At 68.4% G+C, this 17,558-nt stretch carries 20 protein-coding genes; all 20 read left to right on the forward strand.

Going from position 1 to position 17,558, the window contains the following annotated elements; genetic code table 11:
* The first annotated feature begins 14 nt into the window (after positions 1–14).
* The 20 genes from csrA (at position 15) to R2707_11810 (ending at position 17,549) form a co-directional block, all read left to right on the forward strand.
* Positions 15–317, forward strand: a complete 303-nt coding sequence (csrA, locus tag R2707_11715) for a carbon storage regulator CsrA (GenBank protein MEZ5245759.1) — start codon at positions 15–17, stop codon at positions 315–317.
* A complete protein-coding gene (flgK, locus tag R2707_11720; protein MEZ5245760.1) occupies positions 238–1,239 on the forward strand; it encodes a flagellar hook-associated protein FlgK in 1,002 nt (333 codons plus the stop codon). Before csrA ends, flgK begins: the two co-directional genes overlap by 80 nt.
* Positions 1,240–1,250: 11 nt before the next feature.
* Positions 1,251–2,141, forward strand: a complete 891-nt coding sequence (gene flgL, locus R2707_11725) for a flagellar hook-associated protein FlgL (protein ID MEZ5245761.1) — start codon at positions 1,251–1,253, stop codon at positions 2,139–2,141.
* Positions 2,142–2,300: 159 nt separating this feature from the next.
* The gene (locus tag R2707_11730; protein MEZ5245762.1) at positions 2,301–2,546 is read left to right on the forward strand and encodes a flagellar FlbD family protein; all 246 of its coding nucleotides are present in this window, start codon (positions 2,301–2,303) and stop codon (positions 2,544–2,546) included.
* Between the two features lies 1 nt (position 2,547).
* On the forward strand, positions 2,548–3,333 hold the full coding sequence (locus tag R2707_11735; protein MEZ5245763.1) for a motility protein A: 786 nt from the start codon (positions 2,548–2,550) through the stop codon (positions 3,331–3,333).
* Complete coding sequence (locus R2707_11740; protein ID MEZ5245764.1) at positions 3,326–4,252, forward strand: flagellar motor protein MotB; 927 nt, start codon at positions 3,326–3,328, stop codon at positions 4,250–4,252. Before R2707_11735 ends, R2707_11740 begins: the two co-directional genes overlap by 8 nt.
* A gap of 16 nt (positions 4,253–4,268) precedes the next feature.
* Positions 4,269–4,760: a flagellar basal body-associated FliL family protein gene (locus tag R2707_11745; protein ID MEZ5245765.1), complete on the forward strand. Its 492-nt coding sequence runs from the start codon at positions 4,269–4,271 to the stop codon at positions 4,758–4,760.
* A gap of 424 nt (positions 4,761–5,184) precedes the next feature.
* Complete coding sequence (locus R2707_11750; protein MEZ5245766.1) at positions 5,185–6,375, forward strand: flagellin; 1,191 nt, start codon at positions 5,185–5,187, stop codon at positions 6,373–6,375.
* 107 nt (positions 6,376–6,482) lie between these two features.
* A complete protein-coding gene (fliD, locus tag R2707_11755; protein ID MEZ5245767.1) occupies positions 6,483–8,384 on the forward strand; it encodes a flagellar filament capping protein FliD in 1,902 nt (633 codons plus the stop codon).
* Between the two features lie 18 nt (positions 8,385–8,402).
* Entirely contained in the window at positions 8,403–8,795 is a 393-nt protein-coding gene (fliS, locus tag R2707_11760; GenBank protein ID MEZ5245768.1) for a flagellar export chaperone FliS, read from the forward strand.
* Positions 8,792–9,628, forward strand: coding sequence for a hypothetical protein (locus tag R2707_11765; protein ID MEZ5245769.1), 837 nt, complete (start codon positions 8,792–8,794; stop codon positions 9,626–9,628). The genes fliS and R2707_11765 overlap by 4 nt, the downstream gene beginning before the upstream one ends.
* Positions 9,628–10,035 (forward strand): flagellar basal body rod protein FlgC, encoded by a 408-nt coding sequence (flgC, locus tag R2707_11770; GenBank protein ID MEZ5245770.1) that lies wholly within the window; start codon positions 9,628–9,630, stop codon positions 10,033–10,035. Before R2707_11765 ends, flgC begins: the two co-directional genes overlap by 1 nt.
* Positions 10,032–10,358, forward strand: coding sequence for a flagellar hook-basal body complex protein FliE (locus tag R2707_11775; GenBank protein MEZ5245771.1), 327 nt, complete (start codon positions 10,032–10,034; stop codon positions 10,356–10,358). Before flgC ends, R2707_11775 begins: the two co-directional genes overlap by 4 nt.
* A 67-nt stretch (positions 10,359–10,425) precedes the next feature.
* Positions 10,426–12,033 (forward strand): flagellar basal-body MS-ring/collar protein FliF, encoded by a 1,608-nt coding sequence (gene fliF, locus R2707_11780; protein ID MEZ5245772.1) that lies wholly within the window; start codon positions 10,426–10,428, stop codon positions 12,031–12,033.
* Entirely contained in the window at positions 12,030–13,037 is a 1,008-nt protein-coding gene (gene fliG, locus R2707_11785) for a flagellar motor switch protein FliG (protein ID MEZ5245773.1), read from the forward strand. Before fliF ends, fliG begins: the two co-directional genes overlap by 4 nt.
* Complete coding sequence (locus R2707_11790; GenBank protein ID MEZ5245774.1) at positions 13,021–13,593, forward strand: FliH/SctL family protein; 573 nt, start codon at positions 13,021–13,023, stop codon at positions 13,591–13,593. The genes fliG and R2707_11790 overlap by 17 nt, the downstream gene beginning before the upstream one ends.
* Positions 13,590–14,930 carry a FliI/YscN family ATPase gene (locus tag R2707_11795; GenBank protein ID MEZ5245775.1) on the forward strand — a complete coding sequence of 447 codons (1,341 nt, stop codon included), beginning with the start codon at positions 13,590–13,592 and terminating at the stop codon, positions 14,928–14,930. The genes R2707_11790 and R2707_11795 overlap by 4 nt, the downstream gene beginning before the upstream one ends.
* Entirely contained in the window at positions 14,927–15,352 is a 426-nt protein-coding gene (locus R2707_11800; protein MEZ5245776.1) for a hypothetical protein, read from the forward strand. The genes R2707_11795 and R2707_11800 overlap by 4 nt, the downstream gene beginning before the upstream one ends.
* The gene (locus R2707_11805; protein ID MEZ5245777.1) at positions 15,349–15,990 is read left to right on the forward strand and encodes a lytic transglycosylase domain-containing protein; all 642 of its coding nucleotides are present in this window, start codon (positions 15,349–15,351) and stop codon (positions 15,988–15,990) included. The genes R2707_11800 and R2707_11805 overlap by 4 nt, the downstream gene beginning before the upstream one ends.
* Positions 15,987–17,549, forward strand: coding sequence for a flagellar hook-length control protein FliK (locus R2707_11810; protein ID MEZ5245778.1), 1,563 nt, complete (start codon positions 15,987–15,989; stop codon positions 17,547–17,549). Before R2707_11805 ends, R2707_11810 begins: the two co-directional genes overlap by 4 nt.
* Positions 17,550–17,558 lie beyond the last annotated feature (9 nt).

The following is a 17,558-nucleotide window of genomic DNA, read 5'->3' on the forward strand; positions in this document are numbered from 1 at the left end:
AGAGGAGCCACCACGTGCTGGTCTTGAGCCGCCGCGCCAACCAAGCGATCGTCATCGGCCCCGACATCGTGATCCGGGTCCTCGACATACGTGGTGACCAGGTCAGGATCGGTGTCGACGCCCCCCGGTCGGTCGCGGTGCACCGTGAAGAGGTGGCGGCCGACATCCGTCAATCCAACGAGGAAGCGGCCCGTCTCGGAGCCGTGGCGGCCCTCGATCTTCCCAAACCCGGCAGAGATTCCGCAGCGCACCGCCGTCCTCGAACAGGCCGACGCGACGATCGACCAGGTCCGGTTCATGGACGATCAGCTCCGTAGCCTGCGTACGGCGGCCGTCGGCGAAGCAAAGGCGCTCGTCACCGAGGCCAACGATCTCGCGACAGAGGTCGCCGCGTTGAACAACTCGCTCCGACCGCTGCTGTTGTCGGGCGCATCACCGAACGACCTCCTCGATCAGCGCGACATCGCGGTCGGTCGGCTGACCGATCTGGTCGGTGGGCGGGTGCAGAGTCGCGACGACGGCACCATCGACGTCTATGTCGGTGGGAGCACGATCGTGGCCGGTGGTCGGACGCTCGAGCTCGTGGCCGAAACGGTGCCCGACGCCGCCTTCGCAGACGTCAACATGCAGCGGCTCGAGTTTCGCTTCACCGGTGGTGGTGCCGTGGTCCCGACGGGAGGCGACGCCGCCGGACTCCTCGAGATGGCGAACAACGCGATACCCGACTCGATCCGCAACCTCGACCAGGTCGTCAACACACTCGTGACGTCCGTCAATGCGCTCCACAGCACGGGACAGGATCTCGACGGGGCGACCGGATGGAACTTCTTCGATCCTGCGGGCACGACCGCGTCGACGCTCGCCATGTCGGCCGACGTGATCGACCAGCCACGCCGGGTAGCCATCGCCACGGTCGGTGCCGGCCAACTCGATGTCGGGATCGGCCAACAGCTCGCGGCCCTGCGCGACGCCGCGGGCGGGCCCGACGATCAGTACGTCGAGCTCGTCGGCGGTCTGGGCGTGCAGGTGGGGTCGGCCCGTGCTCGCGCCGCCGCGCAGGAATCGGTGCTGCGTCGTGTCGACGAAGCCCGGCTCTCGGTGCGTGCGGTCAACATCGACGAGGAGATGATCGATCTCGTCTCGGCCCAGCGGGCCTATGAGGCTTCCGCCCGAATGATCAATGCCGTCGACGAGATGCTCGACGTTCTCGTCAATCGTCTCGGCCTCGTGGGCCGCTGAGGAGGCTCCTGATGCGCGTCACCCAGCAATCGCAGGTCCTGACCATGCGATCCGACCTTTCCCAGATCAGCAGCCGGCTCGCCGACATCCAGCGGCAGGTGGCCTCGGGACGCCAGCTCGAACGGGCGTCCGACGATCCGGCGGGCGCGCTCGAAGCGCTGCGCTATCGGCGTTCGCTGCGGTCCTACGAGCAGTTCGACCGCAACATCGGCGACGCCAAGACCTGGCTGCGTACGGGCGACAGCGCACTCGAGGCGATCGACGGTCGTCTCACCCGTGCCCAGGACCTGACCATCCAGGCCGACAACGGATCGCTCGACTCGGCTGCCCGCAACGCCGTCGCCGCCGAGCTCCGGGCCATCGCCGACGAGATGGTCGGTCTCGCCAACACGCGCCACCTCGGACGTCCGATCTTCGGTGGTGCGTCCGGCAGCTCCCAGGCCTACGACCCGACCGGAGCGTTCCAGGGCGACACCGGAGCGGTCACGCGCACGGTCGGTGGTGGAGTGAGCTACCAGGTCAACGTCACCGGCCCCGATGTGTTCGGCGTCGAGAACCCGGGTGACCCCATGAACGGCAACACGTTCGAAGCGCTGCGCGAGATCGCCGATCGGGTGGAGGCCGGCCTGTCCGCCGCACCCGGACTCGACGCGATCGAGCGCGCACAGGCGAACGTGCACAACTCGCAGGCGACCCTCGGTACCCGCCTGTCGTCGCTCGAGAATCTCGAGTCCCGCAACGAGGGCGTCACGATCGAGATGCGATCGGCGCTGAGCGAGACCGAAGACGTCGATCTCGCCGAGGCGATCCTCGACCTCAAGGGCCAGGAGGCGGCCTACACCGCCGCCCTCAGCGTCACGGGTCGAATCCTCGACCGCTCGCTGCTCGACTTCCTGCGCTGATCCGAACGGCCCAACCGCCCCGTGACGCCGGGGTGAACCGGGTGCGACCGCGGGCATCTCATGGCGCGATTGCCCTCTCATGTGGGCGGTTCGTGTGCCGACACTGGTCCCCGACCAGGCCTGTTCTGCACCTGCGGGGCAGCCACGGAAGGGACGCCGATGATTCAGCTGACGCGGTTGAACAATGACGCATTCGCGTTGAACACCGACCTCATCGAGCGCGTCGACGCAACTCCCGACACGGTGGTGACGCTCATCGACGGCACCAAGTACATCGTGGCCGAGCCGCTGGACGAGGTGATCGACCGCGTCGTCGCCTTCCGGGCCCGTGTCGTCGCCGCGGCCGAGAACGGCGCCGTCCTGCCGCTGCGTCTCGTGAACCCCGACACCGACCAGGACGACTGAGATGGACCCTCTGACAATCGCCGGCATCGTGCTTGCGCTCGCATCGACCTTCGGCGCCATGTTCATGGCGGGGATGGACCCCGTCGGCATCTTCTTCGGTGACCCGGGTTCGATCCTGCTCGTGTTCTTCGGCAGCCTCGGGGCCACGGCGGCGAGCGGCACCCTTCCCGATCTCAAGAACGGGTTGAAGGCGATGGTGAAGGCGTTCGCCGGTGGCGCGCCGCCGGACAGCGCAGGATCGATCGAGCAACTCGTCGGGTTCGCCGACATCGCCCGCCGCGACGGCCTGCTCACCCTCGAGAGCTCGCTCGCCGAGGTCGAGGACGAGTTCTTGAAGCGCGGGCTGATGATGGCCGTCGACGGCACCGACCCCGAGGAACTCCGCGAGACGTTGGACCTGGAGGTGAGCCAGATGGCGGCCCGCCATCGCGCCGGCGCCGCGTTCTTCTCCAACGCGGCGGGCTATGCACCGGCGTTCGGCGTGGCCGGCACGGTGATCGGTCTGATCGACATGCTCTCGAACCTCAGCGACCCGGGCGCTCTCGGCCCCGCGCTCGCCGTCGCCTTCTCCACCACGCTCTGGGGCGTGTTCCTCGCCAACTACATCTACACACCGGTGTCGATGAAGCTCAAGCGTGCGTCGGCGATCGAGGTCGCGTTCCGGGAGCTGCTGGTGGAGGGAATCCTCTCGATCCAGGCCGGGGCGAACCCGCGGGCGCTCTCGGGGAAGCTGTCCGCCTACCTGCCGCCGTCCGAGCGGGCCGACGAGGAACAGCAAAGTGCGTAAGGCGAAGGCCGCCGCACCGGTCGAGGACGACGGTCCGTCGAAGGCGTGGCTCGACAGCTACGCCGATGCCATGACCCTCCTGCTCGCGTTCTTCGTGTTGCTCTACGCGTTCTCCCTGCTCGACGAGAAGAAGTTCGCCGAGTTCAAGTACGGCGTCGAGCAGGCGTACTCGATCTCGAGCCCGGCCCTGCCCGAGGGGTCCGGGTTCCTCGACGAAGGCCTCGGGATCAACGAGAACGCCGGTCAACTCGCCGTCATCCCGTCGGATGTGCAGAACGAGATCGACGACATCCTCGAGAGCATCTCGTCCGATCAGGTGATCACTCCCGACGAGGTCGAGGAGCTGCGTGACGCGGTCGAGGCTGCGCTCGGCGCGGCATCGGTCGACATCTCCGCATTCGATGTCTCGCTCGATCCCCGCGGCGTGGTGATCACGCTCGACGAGCGACTCCTCTTCGCGTCGGGTTCCGCGCGTGTCGGCGATGGTGCCGCCCCCGCACTCGCGGCGGTCGCCCAGGTCATCGCCGGGCTCGACAATCAACTCCTCGTCGAAGGCCACACCGACTCCGTCCCGACCACGGGTACCGCCTGGCCGACGAACTGGGAGCTGTCGGCCGCGCGGGCGACCGCCGTGCTGCGAACGCTGCACGAGAGCTATGGCGTGCCCGACACCCGTATGGCGGCCGTCGGGTACTCCGACACCCGCCCCCGGGCGTCCAACGACGACGCCGATGGGCGTCAGGCCAACCGGCGGACCGAACTCGTGGTGCTCGTGGAGCCCGACAACGCGACCGTGACCGCGATCCCTCTCGTCGACTCGACGGATGGGCTCGCTGGCGACGTCGACGCGTCGGTCGGCCTCGACGAAGTCGCCGCGACCGACATCACCGGATTCGACGACCCCATCTTCGGGTCCTGACAAGGAGACTGCCGCAATGGCGAAGAAGAAGAAGAAGGCTGCCGAGGAAGACGAGGAGGGCGGCAAGGGCAAGGGCAAGAGCAAGGGCAAGATGATCGCCATCGGTCTCGTCGGCCTCGGTGCGGTCTACAAGTTCGTGCTCGCGCCGGCCCCCGCCGAGGAAGCCGTCGATGCCATCGACGAGCAGGCCGAGCGCGTCATCGAGGAGGGCGACATCTTCCCGATGGAGGAGCTCGTCGTGAACCTGACCGACCAGGACGATAGCCGCTACCTCAGGGTCGGGCTCGCCCTGGTCCTCGAAGCGGGAACGTCGCCCGACGCGATGGAGGCCGAGGCGCCGATCGCGATCGACGCGGCGATCGACTACCTCTCGGCCCAGTCCTTCGCGGATCTGCGCGAACCGGGCTCGAAGACCGAGATCCGCGACGAGCTCTCGGCGCGGATCCGGGAGGCGTACGGCGACGAGAAGGTCGTGCGGGTTCTCCTGACCACCTTCGTCATGCAGTAGTCGGCGTACCGCCGTGGCGGCGATGGGCGGGCCACGCAGGTGAGCAATCCGCCGGCCTGAACAGCATTCACCACTTACGGTGACACATGCGACTACCCTATGTTGCAGTGGTCATGGATCGTCGCCCGCCTGATGATCTCGACCATGAGGACAGCCCTCACCCTCCTGGGGTGAGGGCTGTCCGCCTTTTGGGTGCGCTCGCCGATCTGCCTCGCTGACCTTCGGGCAGCCGAGGCGATGTCCTTTGTCACTCGCCCGTGCGCCGATGTCACCGCCACGGGAGCAGGAGGTCACCGGCGAGCCGGGCGCACTCATCACCGGCGACACATGTGCCGATTCCTAGCTCCGTCGGCAAACCGCTGACGGCCTCGATCAACGGATTGAGCGAGGCCTGAACTTCAGTTCATGGAGGACACGGAAGACTATGCGTATCAACAACAACATCATGGCGTTCAATGCCCAGCGCAATCTGGGTGCGAGTGCCATGTCGATGGGCAAGAGCATCGAGAAGCTGTCGAGCGGTCTGCGGATCAATCGTGCGGCCGACGATGCCTCGGGTCTCGTCATCAGCCAGAAGCTTCGTGCGCAGACCTCCGGTCTCCGCCAGGCCGCCCGCAACGCACAGGACGGCATCTCCGTCGTGCAGACCGCAGAAGGCGCCCTCAACGAGGTGCACTCCATGCTCAACCGCATGCGTGACCTCGCCGTCCAGGCATCGAACACCGGCTCGAACGACGCCACCGCCCGTGGCGCCGCTCAGCAGGAGTTCGCCCAGCTCCGTACGGAGATCGACCGCATCGGTACCACCACCTCGTTCGGTGACGTGAAGCTGCTCAACGGCAGCTATGGCGTGACCGCGGCGAACGCGGTCGGCTACGACGCCGACAACTCGGTCGTGATCGGTGCCGGCAACGACACCTTCACCCTCGACATCAACGGCGACGGTGCGGTCACGGTCACCCTGGATCAGGCCACCTACACCGGCGATCAGCTGGCGACCGAGGTCGAGTCCAAGATCCGTTCGGCGCTCCTCGCCGGAACCGCCGCGCAGGTTGCGCACGCCGACAACATCTCCGTGACGTCGGAGCGCGCCGGTGCCGGTGCGACCCTGAAGCTCGAGGTGAGCGGCCTGGCCGACACCGAGACCTTCGTGCTCGCCGAGAACGGTGCCGACACCTTCCTCGCCAACACCAACTTCGGTGCAGCGACGGCAGCGTCGGGCAGCGGTGGCGTGTTCCAGGTCGGTGCCAACAACACCGCCGACGACCAGATCAGTGTGTCGATCGTCTCGGTGTCCGCGGCCGACCTGAGCCTCGCTGCGCTCGATCTCAGCACCGATGCCGGCGCCGCGATCGACGCGATCGATCTGGCCATCGCTTCGGTGAGCGCCAGCCGTGGTGATCTCGGTGCGGTCCAGAACCGCTTCGAGTCCACCATCGCCAACCTCCAGGTGACCAGCGAGAACCTGTCGGCCTCCGAATCCCGGATCCGTGACACCGACGTCGCGGCCGAGATGGTCGAGTTCACCCGGGCCCAGATCCTGCAGCAGGCCGGCACGGCCATGCTCGGGCAGGCCAACGCCGTTCCGCAGTCGGTGCTGCGGCTCCTCGGCTGATCCCTCCAGTCCACCCACCCACCCACGGGCGAGGGGCTTCGGCTCCTCGCCCGCTGGGGTGATCACCCCTGATCTCCCCGAGATTCGACGAAAGCGATGATGACGACATGACGAGCATCGACGGACTGATCACAGGCCTCGATACGACGTCGATCATCAATCAGCTGCTCGCCGCCGAGCGGATTCCGCAGAACCAGCTCCTCGCGAAGCAGGCGCTCGCAGAAGCCCGGGCCGATGTCTTCGCCGACCTTCGGGGTCGCTACGACGCCGTCAAGTCGGCCGCCCAGGCGCTGGACCTCCCGGACGACTGGGCCGCGCTCACCGCATCGAGCAGCAGCGACCAGGTTGCCGTGGCCGCCACGAGCGGCAGCATCACCGGGACCATCAGTTTCGTCGTGCAGCAGCGTGCGGCTGCCCACGCGGTCTACTCGACCGACACGCTGACGTCGCTCGACGACGTGGTCGCGGCCGGCGGCAGCGTCTTCTCCGCCGGCAGCTTCGAAGGACTCGGCTTCTCGGCGCTCGTCGGCGACAGCCTCGCCGAGGGCGTGCAGACGTTCGAGGTCACCGGCGAGTCCAACGCGGCGGTGACCGTCGGCGACACTGCGGTTCCGGAGACGCTGACGATCAGCGCGGCCAACGACGAGATCCAGCTCGCGGTGAACGGCGTCCAACGCACCCTCGACGTCGCCGATGGGACCTACGAGACCCGCGAGGACCTGATCAGCGCCGTCAACGCAGCGATCTCGGCCGAGCCGGACTTCGTCGGCAAGGTGAAGGCGCGGCTGAACCAGGTCAACCAGATCGAGTTCATCACGATCCGTGAGGGCAGCGAAGCGACGATCCAGGTCACCGGTGGGGATCTGAACGGCGACATCGGGCTCACCGACGACCTCGTCGCGCTGACCGGCACGGACGGTGTCGTCAGCGTCAACGGCGTCGAGACGATCATCACCAACACCGACGCCGACACCGAGGTCGTGCTCGATGCCGGCACCGGAACCATCACGGCCACCGTCTCGGGACCGTTGCGTTCCGGAACGGGAGAGGTCGAGCAGATCTCGTTCGGGACCGGTTCGCTCTCCGAGGTCGTGACCGCGGTGAATCGGGCCAAGGGGCTCGGTACGAAGGCGGCGATCGTGAAGGTCGACGAGGGCGAGTACCGCCTGCAGCTCACCGCGACCGAGACCGGCGACGACAGCGCCATCGATCTCGACCTCGGCATGTTCACGGGTCTGGGCAGCGGGTTCACCACGCTGACGAGTGGGCAGGACGCCGTTCTCCAGATCCAGGGCGTCGTGCCGTACACCGTCAGGTCGTCGGCCGACACCTTCACGGACCTCCTTCCGGGTGTCGACGTCACCTTGCAGGGAACGCCGGCCGAGACGATCACCATCGACGTCACCCGCAACGCCGAAGGACTCGCCGAGCGTGTCGGCAAGCTGGTCTCCGCGATCAATAACGTGCTGAAGGGACTGGCGGAGAGTTCGGCCTACGACAGCGAGACCGAGAAGGCGGCCCTGCTCACCGGTGACAGCACGGTCCGCCGTGCCCGCGACGACCTCACGCGAGCCTTGATCTCGCCCGTCGCCGGCGCCACGCTCAGCACGCTCGGGCTCGCCGGCGTCAAGATCCAGAACGACGGTACGTTCACGTTCGAAAAGCAGGAGTTCCTCGACGCCTACGACGCCGACCCGGCTGCCGTCGAACGGCTGTTCTCGGTGGACTTCGACAGCGAGCAGGATTCGGCCATCGGTCGGATCCTCGCCGAGGTCGACGACGCCGTCGGGTTCGGCACCGGATACCTCCGCGGTGCCGAGGATTCCGAGAAGGCCCGCGTCGAGGACCTCGGCCAACAGGCGGCCAAGTGGGATGTGCGTCTCGAGCTGCGTGAGCGGCTTCTCCGCATGACCTACAGCCGGCTGGAGACATCCCTCGCCCAGCTGCAGTCGCAGAGCACCTGGCTCACGGGCCAGATCAACAGCCTGTCGACCCCATCCGCCGGATAGCAGAAAGACCCCTGACCGATGCGATCCGATGACCTTCGGCGACGATTCCAGACCGACGGCATGCAGTCCGTCTCCCCGGAACGTCTCGTCATCCTCCTCTACGAACGGGCGCGACGCGACCTCACCGAGGCTCGTGCGGCGATCGTGGCGCGCGATCACGAGACGCGAAATCGCACCCTCGTCCACGCGCAGGAGATCATCGAGGAGCTCGCCTACTCACTCCAGGTCGATGTGTGGCCGGGGGCCGAGCGTCTGCTCGCGATCTACGACTATCTGCTCCGGTTGCTCATGAAGGCCAACATCGGCTCCGACCTGCGTCCGCTGGACGAGGCCGCGAAGCTGATCGACGACCTCACGGCGTCGTGGCGCGAGGCCTACGTCTCGATCCAACCCGACACGGTGACGGCATGACGGCCGACGCCCTGGGGCTGATCCAGGAGCATCTCGACGCGCTCGCCGCGTTGACGTTGTCGGACGAGCAGGAGCAGCCGCTTCCCGAACCTCCGGACCTGTCCGGGCTCTCGCTCGACGCCGGCGACCTGGAGCGGGCCCGTGTCCTGCTGCGTGACCTCGCCGCCGCCGAGCAACGATTGGTCGGCATGCGGGTGCGCGGCGGGGCGAGATCGAGAGTCTGCGGCGGCCGCGCCGCGAGGCCCCCGCTCCGGCGCCGCGCGTACTCGACACCTCGGCATAGACCACTGGGCCGTTCGGCCCATACGGAATGGGCCATCCGGCCCCAACGAGATGACCTTTCTCATCTCATCGGTGGAGCCCCCGATACTGCGGCTCGAGCACGGACTGCTCATCGCCTGCCATGGACGGCCGGGACATCTCTCAAGGTGATCCGTGATGTACGTGATGGTGTGGACTCCACAACGGAGCGAGGTGAAGGTCCGATGATGATCGGCGACGCCACGACTGCCGGTCTGCACGCCGCGCTCGACGCGCTCGACGCCCGTCGGAGCGCCCACGAGGCCAACATCGCGAACGTCGAGACCCCCGGCTACAAGGCCCGCTCCGTCGAGTTCGAGTCGGAGCTGCGCCGGGCGATGGATCGGGGCGGTGTCCCCGACGTCACCCCCGATGTCTCGATCTCCGATGCTCCCGGCCGGGCCAACGGCAACAACGTCAACGTCGGCCAGGAGATGGTCGGCCTCACCGAGACCGCCCTCACACAGGAACTCCTGATCCGGGCGATGAACGACAAGTTCGGTCTCGTCCGCACGGCAGTCGGGAACGCCTGATGAGCATGTTCGGAAGCCTCGCCGTCACCGCCAGCGGTATGGACGTGTACCAGACCTGGATCGACGCGATCGCCGACAACATCGCCAACGTCAACACCGTCCGCTCGACCGACGACGAGGCGTTCCGCCAGCGCATGGTGGTCGCACAGAGCGTCGGCGGCGAGGGTGGGCAGATCGGCGACGGCGCCCGGGTCGCCGGCATCCGTCTCGGCGATGCCGAGGGCCAGCTGCGTTACGACCCCGATCATCCCCTCGCCGACGACGACGGGCTCGTACGGGCCCCGGACATGGATCTCGGACAGCAGATGACCCACCTGATCGTCGCGCAGCGTTCGTATCAGGCCAACGTCTCGGTGTTCGAACGGGCCCGAGATGCGTATCTGCGAGCACTGGAGATCGGCCGATGATCGGCGCGATCGGAGGTATTGGTGCGGCCGGCGGGGCTGCACCGGTCACTGGCACCGGCGCGGCGGGCGCGGCCGGAACGGCGGGCAAGGCGGGCGCCGCCAGTGGCGAATTCGGATCGTCCATCACCAAGGCGTTGGACGAACTCGACCGGTTGCACGGCACGGCCGACCAGATGGCCAACCGGGCCGCAACCGGGGAACTCGAATCGGTCACCGACTATCTGGTGGCCGCAACCGAGGCCCAGCTCGCCACCCAGGTGACGGTGGCGGTGCGCAACAAGGCCGTCGAGGCCTTCAACGACATCATGCGGATGCAGGTCTGATGCCGTCCGTCGCGGGTGCAGCCAGTGATCCGAGTGATGCAGCACGAGTCGTTCTACGAACCAGTGGGTGGATGAAGTGATCGAACAGTTCAGGGCGCGAGCCGGGGAAGTGACGGCGGGTTTCACCGCCGTGCAGAAGGTCACCATGGGCGCCGTTTTCGCGGCCGTCCTGGGTGGGCTCTGGTTCTTCGGGACCTGGGCGTCGACCACCGACATGGCCCCGCTCTATGCCGACCTCGAGACGGCGGACGCCGCCGCGATCGTGGACCAGCTCGATTCGATGGGCGTCTCCTACGAGCTCGCCGATCGCGGCCGCACCGTCCTGGTGCCGCGTGACCAGGTCTACGAGCTCCGCCTCGACCTCAGCACGGAAGGTCTTCCCAACGGTGGGTCGGAGGGCTACTCGCTCCTCGACAACCAGGGGATCACGTCGACGCAGTTCCAGCAGCGCATCGCGTTCCAGCGGGCCCTCGAGGGGGAACTGGCCGCCACTATCCGCAGCATCGATGCGGTCAACGCGGCCAGCGTGCACCTCGTCATCCCGCAGGACGACCTCTTCGCCGCCGATGACATCCACGCCACGGCGAGTGTGCTCGTCGAAACCGATTCGACCCTGGCCGCCGAACAGGTCCAGGCCATCGTGAACCTCGTCGCCGGCAGCGTCGAGGGACTCCGGGTCGATGCCGTGACGGTCGCCGACCAGACCGGCCTCGTGCTCGCCGCCCCCGGCCAGACGGCCTTCGAACGAGCCGGTGCCGGCGGCGCCACGAACCAGACCCGGGCGTTCGAACAGGCACTGGCGTCGCAGATCCAGACCATGCTCACCGCCGTCGTCGGTCCGGGCAACGTCATGGCGACCGTCTCCGCCGAGATGGACTGGGATGCCTCCAGCACGGTCTCGGAGGTCCACACGCCATCCGTCGTCGGTGAGGGCGAAGGTCGGCTGGCCACGAGCGAGCGACTGGCGAACGAGAGCTACTCCACCAACCAGAGCGACGGCGACGGCGGGATCCTCGGCGGCAACGAGGATGGGATCGGTGCGTCCAACGAATCGACCTTCAACAGCAGCGACATCGAACGCAACTATGCCGTCGACAGTTCCATCACGACGACCGAGGACTCCGGTGGCGACGTCCAGCGGCTCAACGTCGCCGTGCTCATCGACGAGAGTTCGAGCTCCGCGGATCAGCTCGCGGAGATCGAGGCACTCGTCGCCACCGCCGCAGGGATCGATCTCGACCGAGGCGACACGCTGGCCGTCAGCCGGTTGACGTTCGACACGACCATCGAGGACGCCCTCGCCGTGAGCGTCGAACAGATGGCGTCCGGCGCTGCAGCCACTTCGTCCGACGGCATGATCCGCACGATCGTGCTCGGCGTGCTCGGCGTCCTGATCGTCGCCGTTGCCGGTGTGCAGCTCTGGCGGGGGCGTCGGGCCACGGAGGAGATCGAGGAACTCGACCTCGTGACCCTGACCAACAGCCTGACGGCGGGCGCGGCCCGACCGGTCATGGCGGCGGCTCCGGCCGCCGCAGGCACCTCGGGTCGACCCGCAGCGGAGACACATGCGATGACCCCCGAAGAAGAGCTGCGGGCCCTCGTCGACCAACAGCCCGATGAAGTGGCCAGGTTGCTCCGAACGTGGCTCGCCGACCGACGGGCGGTCGCCCGATGAGCCGCCTCCACGAACTCACCGGCGCCGAGAAGGCCGCCATCCTCCTGTTGAGCCTCGATCAGGAGCAGGCCGCCCGGGTGCTCAAGCAGCTCCGTGACGACGAGGTCAGTGAGATCATCACGGAGATCGCCGCCCTGCACGTGGTCGAGCAGGAGACGGTCGCCGAGATCGTCGAGGTCTTCAGTGACACCCGACGCCAGGATGTGCAGTGGACGCGGGGCGGCATCGACCAGGCTCGTGCTCTTCTCGAGAACACGGTCGAGCCGGCCCGGGTCGAGGAGATCTTCGCCCTGATGGACAAGGGTGTCATCGCGCCGCCCTTCGCATGGCTCGCCCCGGTCGCCCCCGACGACCTGGCGGCGATCCTGCAGCGTGAGAACCCGCAGACGGCCGCCATCGTGATGTCGTTCCTCGATCCCGACGCGGCAGCCGCCGTGCTCCGGGCCCTTCCCGAGGAGTACCAACAACTCGTGGGCATCCGCATCGGCGAGCTCGGTGAGCCCTCGCCCGACCTGATCGAGAAGATCGAGGTCGGACTCCGCGAGCGCATCGGCCCCGATGCCTTCAAGCGGCAGTACGGCGTGGGCGGCATCAACACCCTCGTCGCCCTGCTCAACCGGTCGGACCGCGGGACCGAGCGGGAAGTGCTCGAAGCGTTGGCCCAACACGACGAGGAGCTGGCCATCGAGGTCCGTCGCCGACTCTTCGTGTTCGAGGACATCGCCTCGCTCGACGATCGAGCCATCCAGTCGGTGCTCCGCAGCGTCGACTCGAAGCTGCTCCCGATGGCGCTCAAGGGTGTTCGACCCGAGGTGCAGCGCAAGATCACCGACAACCTCTCGCAGCGTGCCGCGCAGAACCTCGTCGAGGAGATCGAACTCCTCGGGCCGGTGCGGGCGGCCGACGTCGAAGCCGCGCAGGCCGCGATCGTGGCGTTGATCGGTCAGCTGGAGCAGTCGGGCGAGATCATGATCAGCAGGGGGAACGATGCACTCATTGCGTGATCATCGTGCGTCGATCCGGGTGGAGGGCGCTGCCGCCGAACCCATCCCCAACCTCTCGATCATCGGTCGTCGCGATGCCCCGGCCGAGGCCCGTCTCGAAGGATTCCGTGCCGGACGAGAAGAAGGCTTCGCAGTCGGCCGGGAGGAAGGCCGGGCCACGTCGGAAGCGGCGGTGGCGTCTGCACTCGGCGCGCTGAGCGCCCTCGTCGCCGACTACCAGCAGCGCCTCGACTTCGCTCGGGGCGAGGTCGAACAGCTCGCGGTCGCGCTCGCCGTCGAACTGGCCGAAGTGCTCCTCGGGCGTCAGCTCGCAGAGATCGAACCGGGGAGTGACGTGATCGCTCGGGCCCTTGCGCTGCGCTGCGGCGCCGAGCCGGTGCGGATCCGCATGCACCCGGCCGACGCCGCGCTGATCGGCGCGTCGGATCATCCCGACGTCACCATCGTCCCCGACCCCGGACTCGCTCGCGGCGCCGCTGCCGCAGAATCCGGCGGAGGACTCGCCGACATCTCGATCGCCGCCGCCATCGAGCGGGTGCGGGAGGTGCTCTCGTGAGCCTCCTCACCGACCCGACTGCGGCAACGCACTGGATGCGAGCGTGCGAAGCGGCGCGTCCGATCCGGCTCGGGACGGTGCGCCGGGTGCTGGGCAACGGTTTCGAGGTTGCCGGATTGGACGCGGCCATCGGCGACCTCGTGATGGTCGAGACCGACAAGGGTCCGCTCTCCGGCCTGGTCGTCGCGCTCCACGACGACTCCGTGGTGGTCAGCGCCTACGGCGAGCTCGATGGTCTGCGTTGCGGACAGCTCGCCTCCGCCCCGGGGGGACCGCCGCGATTGGCGGTCGGACCGGAGTTGCTCGGCCGCGTGGTCGACGCACTCGGCACACCGATCGATGACGGTCCTGCGTTCGGTGCCATGGAGCTGGTGGAGTTGGACGAGCGAGCGCCGCATCCGTTGCGTCGCCAACGGATCACGCAGCCGATGGCGGTAGGGGTGCGGGCCATCGACGCGGCGATCACTTGTGGGCGTGGCCAGCGCATCGGCATCTTCGCCGGATCCGGCGTGGGCAAGTCCACGCTGCTGTCCATGATGGTCCGCGAGGCGACTGCCGACGTGGTGGTCATCGGACTCGTCGGGGAACGCGGCCGTGAGGTCCGCGAGTTCCTCGAGAACGACCTCGGCCCCGAGGGTCTGGCGAAGTCCGTCGTGGTCGTGGCCACCGGCGACGAGCCGGCGCTCATGCGTCTCACCGCGGCCCAGAGCGCCACCCGTATCGCCGAGAGTTTCCGTGACGCCGGCAAGGACGTCCTCCTGCTCGTGGACAGCATCACCCGCTTCGCCATGGCGCAGCGCGAGATCGGGCTGGCGGCAGGAGAGTTCCCGGCCAGTCGCGGCTACCCGCCGTCCGTCCTCTCTGCGCTTCCTCGTCTGCTGGAACGAGCCGGCGCCGGACCGCGAGGCAGTATCACCGCCTTCTACACGGTGCTGGTGGAGGGCGACGACATGAACGACCCGGTCGCGGACGCCGTGCGCGGCATCCTCGACGGCCACATCGTCTTGACCCGGGCGCTCGCTCAGCGTGGACACTTTCCCTCGATCGACGTTCTGGCGTCGGTCTCCCGCGTGATGAACGCGGTCACCACCGCCGACCAGCAGGGGCTCGCCCGTCAGCTCCGCGAGCAACTCGCCTCCTACGAGGAGTCGAGGGACCTGATCGAAGTGGGTGCCTACGTCCCGGGGTCGAACTCCCGCACCGACCTCGCCATCGCCCGTCGCGAGCACGTGCTCGCGTTCCTCCAGCAGGACAGTCACGAACCGGTGCCGTTCGACCGGGTGTGGAGTGAACTGCGAGCGGCCGTCGGGATCACGCCGCAGGGGGTGGCATCGTGAGCCGCACTCCGCACCGCCTGCGTCGATTGCTCGATCTGCGCCGCCGCCAGGAAGAGGCCGCCCGCATTCAGCTTGCGCAGAGCATGGCCAAGGCGGCCGAGCTCTCCGAGGAGGTTCGTCAGCGGACCGAAGCCCTCGAGTCGGTGCTGTCCGGAGCCCAGCCGCCCGCTCGTCGGAGCCATCTCGACGCCCTCGTCGAGATGACGGCGCCGGCCACGCTCGCGGCCCGGGCGGCCGAAGCATCCGCGATGAACACGGTGGTCGAGATCCGCCGGGAGTGGTCCCGCGCCGCGGTTCGTCTCAAGGGGCTCGAACGCCTCGAGGAGAACGACCGTGCCGCCGCTGAGGCCAAGGACGCCCTCGAGACGGCGCGCCAGACCGACGACGCGATCGTCGGCCGCATCGGGAGGCCCACGACATGAGCTTCTCGATGCCGGCGATGCCTATTCCCGAGCGGGTGCTCGAACTGGAGGCGCGTTTCGGCGTGTCCGGTCTTCGCCTGGGCAATTCGGCCGACGCCTACATGTTCGGCGAAACCCTCCAGAGTGTCAGCACGGCGACGGGGTCGACGACCGGCGCCGGGCTCGCGACGACGTCCACCCCATCGATCAACCCCGGCTACGTGGGATCGGTCGTCGACCCGGACGGGACACTCGCGAGCGACGTTCCCTTCGCGGACCTCTTCCGGGCCGCCGGCGCCGCGCATGGCATCCAACCGTCGGTGCTCGCCGCGGTCGCGAAGACCGAGTCCGCCTTCGACCCCAACGCCGTCAGCCCAGCCGGCGCGCAGGGCCTGATGCAGTTCATGCCGGCCACCGCGGCCGACATGGGTGTCGATTCGTTCGATCCCGCCTCGGCGATCGACGGTGCGGCCCGCTATCTCTCGCAGAACCTGCGCCGCTTCGGCTCGCTCGAACTCGCCCTCGCCGCCTACAACGCCGGCCCCGGTGCCGTGCAGCGACACGGCGGCATTCCCCCGTTCGCCGAGACACAGGCCTACGTGCCGAGAGTGCTCGCAGCGGCCGGGCTCACCCCTTCAAGCCAAGGAAGCAACCAGTGATCGAAATCGATGGCCTCATGGCCGCCGTGCTCCCGTCGGCGCAGTCCGCGTCGACCCCATCCGCCGCCGCCCCCGCGGAGTTCGCTGCGGCCATGGCGCTCGCCGCAGGCGAGACGGCACCCGATGGCACGGCGCCGCGTGGACAGCAGGCGGTGGCCGAGGCCGGGACCGCTGAGGCCGGCCCCCTCGATACCGCTGCGGCTGAGGCCGCGGTGACGGTCATCGACGCCGACCCGTCGCTCTCCCTCGAGTCGCTGTCGGGCGCCGAGTCGTTGCTCGATGCCGACGCCGTGTCGGATGCCGAGTCCCTGCTCGACACGGATCCCCGTTCCGAGACAGCGTCGCTGTTCGATGCCGCCGCGTTCGATGCCGCCGCACCCGAGGTCGTCGGAGAAGAGGTCGCGGTACCCGAGGTCGTCGTCGATGAGGTCGCGGTACCCGATGCCGAGTCGCCCGATGGAACCGAGCTCGCCCTCGCGTCGACCGCAGCGATCGCCGCAACGGTCGCCGTCGATCCCACCCGATCCGACCCGGCGCTGTCGTCCGCTCAGGACCCCGGATCCGTCGAGATCTCGACGGGCGCCGTCCCCGCGTCGGCCACGGCGCCCCTCGGCGAGATCGATCCGTCCGCAGTCCCGGCCATCGATGAGTCGACCGGCGTGGTGGACGCCTCGATCCTCGCCACGTCGGCGGTTCCGACCGACGCGAACGCGGTTGCTTCCGACCCGGCGCCGGTGACCGATGCCGCCGATGCGCCGTCGCTGTCGTCGACCGTCGCCGACCCATCGGTCGTCTCGACCGTTGCGGTCGCCAACGAGGCTGTCGAATCCGACGACGCGATCGGCGACGCGTCCACCATCGCCGAGTCCGTCCCCGCCGGGCCCGCCGTCGTTCTGAGCCCGTCGAGCTCCGCCGACACCACCGAAGCCGTTGCGGTCGAACCCGCGGTCGACGCAGTCGAGTCGCCTTCGGGTTCGGTGGCCGCCGACGCGGTCGTCGATGCAGGTGCTCCCGCCGCTTCGGCCGACGCCCTGCACGCGTCGGACAGCCCGCAACCCACGGTGCAGCCCGCCGCGATGAACACGCCGGCACCGAGGTCGGATGCAGCGGTCACCGATGTCGCCGATGTGCTCCCGGCTCCGTCGGTACCCGTGCCCGACGCGTCCCCGACCCAGCAGGTGGCGGAAGCGCTGCGTGAGGTGCGTCGCCTCGCAGACGGGTCGCACCGACTGTCGTTGCAGCTGCACCCCGAGGAACTCGGCGCCGTGCAGCTCGAGGTCGCGATCCGTGATGGTCGGCTGCACGTCCGGGCGGTGGCCGAGACCGAGGCGGCGCGTTCGGCGCTCGAGAAGAACCTCCCCGAGCTCCGCAGTGACCTTCGGGACGCCGGTGTCCGTGCCGGCTCGCTCGAGGTCGGCCCCGATGCTTCCGGCCGCGACCGCTCCGACTCGCCGACGCGTGAGTTCCGCCCCCAGGTCCGTCGCGAACAGCTCGTCGACGCACGGCACGCCTCCATCCCCGAACCGACGGTTTCGTCGGGCCTCGACATCCGTCTCTGAGAGGACATC

Source organism: Acidimicrobiales bacterium (genome assembly GCA_041394245.1).
Taxonomy (GTDB): Bacteria; Actinomycetota; Acidimicrobiia; order Acidimicrobiales; family Aldehydirespiratoraceae; genus JAJRXC01.

What these genes read in the sequence shown, in the direction of transcription:
- flgC (MEZ5245770.1), top strand. Translation starts at nt 9,628, where the DNA reads ATGAGCATGTTCGGAAGCCTCGCCGTCACCGCCAGCGGTATGGACGTG.
- fliD (MEZ5245767.1), top strand. Translation starts at nt 6,483, where the DNA reads ATGACGAGCATCGACGGACTGATCACAGGCCTCGATACGACGTCGATC.
- R2707_11735 (MEZ5245763.1), top strand. Translation starts at nt 2,548, where the DNA reads ATGGACCCTCTGACAATCGCCGGCATCGTGCTTGCGCTCGCATCGACC.
- R2707_11765 (MEZ5245769.1), top strand. Translation starts at nt 8,792, where the DNA reads ATGACGGCCGACGCCCTGGGGCTGATCCAGGAGCATCTCGACGCGCTC.
- R2707_11750 (MEZ5245766.1), top strand. Translation starts at nt 5,185, where the DNA reads ATGCGTATCAACAACAACATCATGGCGTTCAATGCCCAGCGCAATCTG.
- fliG (MEZ5245773.1), top strand. Translation starts at nt 12,030, where the DNA reads ATGAGCCGCCTCCACGAACTCACCGGCGCCGAGAAGGCCGCCATCCTC.
- R2707_11805 (MEZ5245777.1), top strand. Translation starts at nt 15,349, where the DNA reads ATGAGCTTCTCGATGCCGGCGATGCCTATTCCCGAGCGGGTGCTCGAA.
- R2707_11775 (MEZ5245771.1), top strand. Translation starts at nt 10,032, where the DNA reads ATGATCGGCGCGATCGGAGGTATTGGTGCGGCCGGCGGGGCTGCACCG.
- R2707_11790 (MEZ5245774.1), top strand. Translation starts at nt 13,021, where the DNA reads ATGCACTCATTGCGTGATCATCGTGCGTCGATCCGGGTGGAGGGCGCT.
- R2707_11730 (MEZ5245762.1), top strand. Translation starts at nt 2,301, where the DNA reads ATGATTCAGCTGACGCGGTTGAACAATGACGCATTCGCGTTGAACACC.
- flgL (MEZ5245761.1), top strand. Translation starts at nt 1,251, where the DNA reads ATGCGCGTCACCCAGCAATCGCAGGTCCTGACCATGCGATCCGACCTT.
- R2707_11745 (MEZ5245765.1), top strand. Translation starts at nt 4,269, where the DNA reads ATGGCGAAGAAGAAGAAGAAGGCTGCCGAGGAAGACGAGGAGGGCGGC.
- fliS (MEZ5245768.1), top strand. Translation starts at nt 8,403, where the DNA reads ATGCGATCCGATGACCTTCGGCGACGATTCCAGACCGACGGCATGCAG.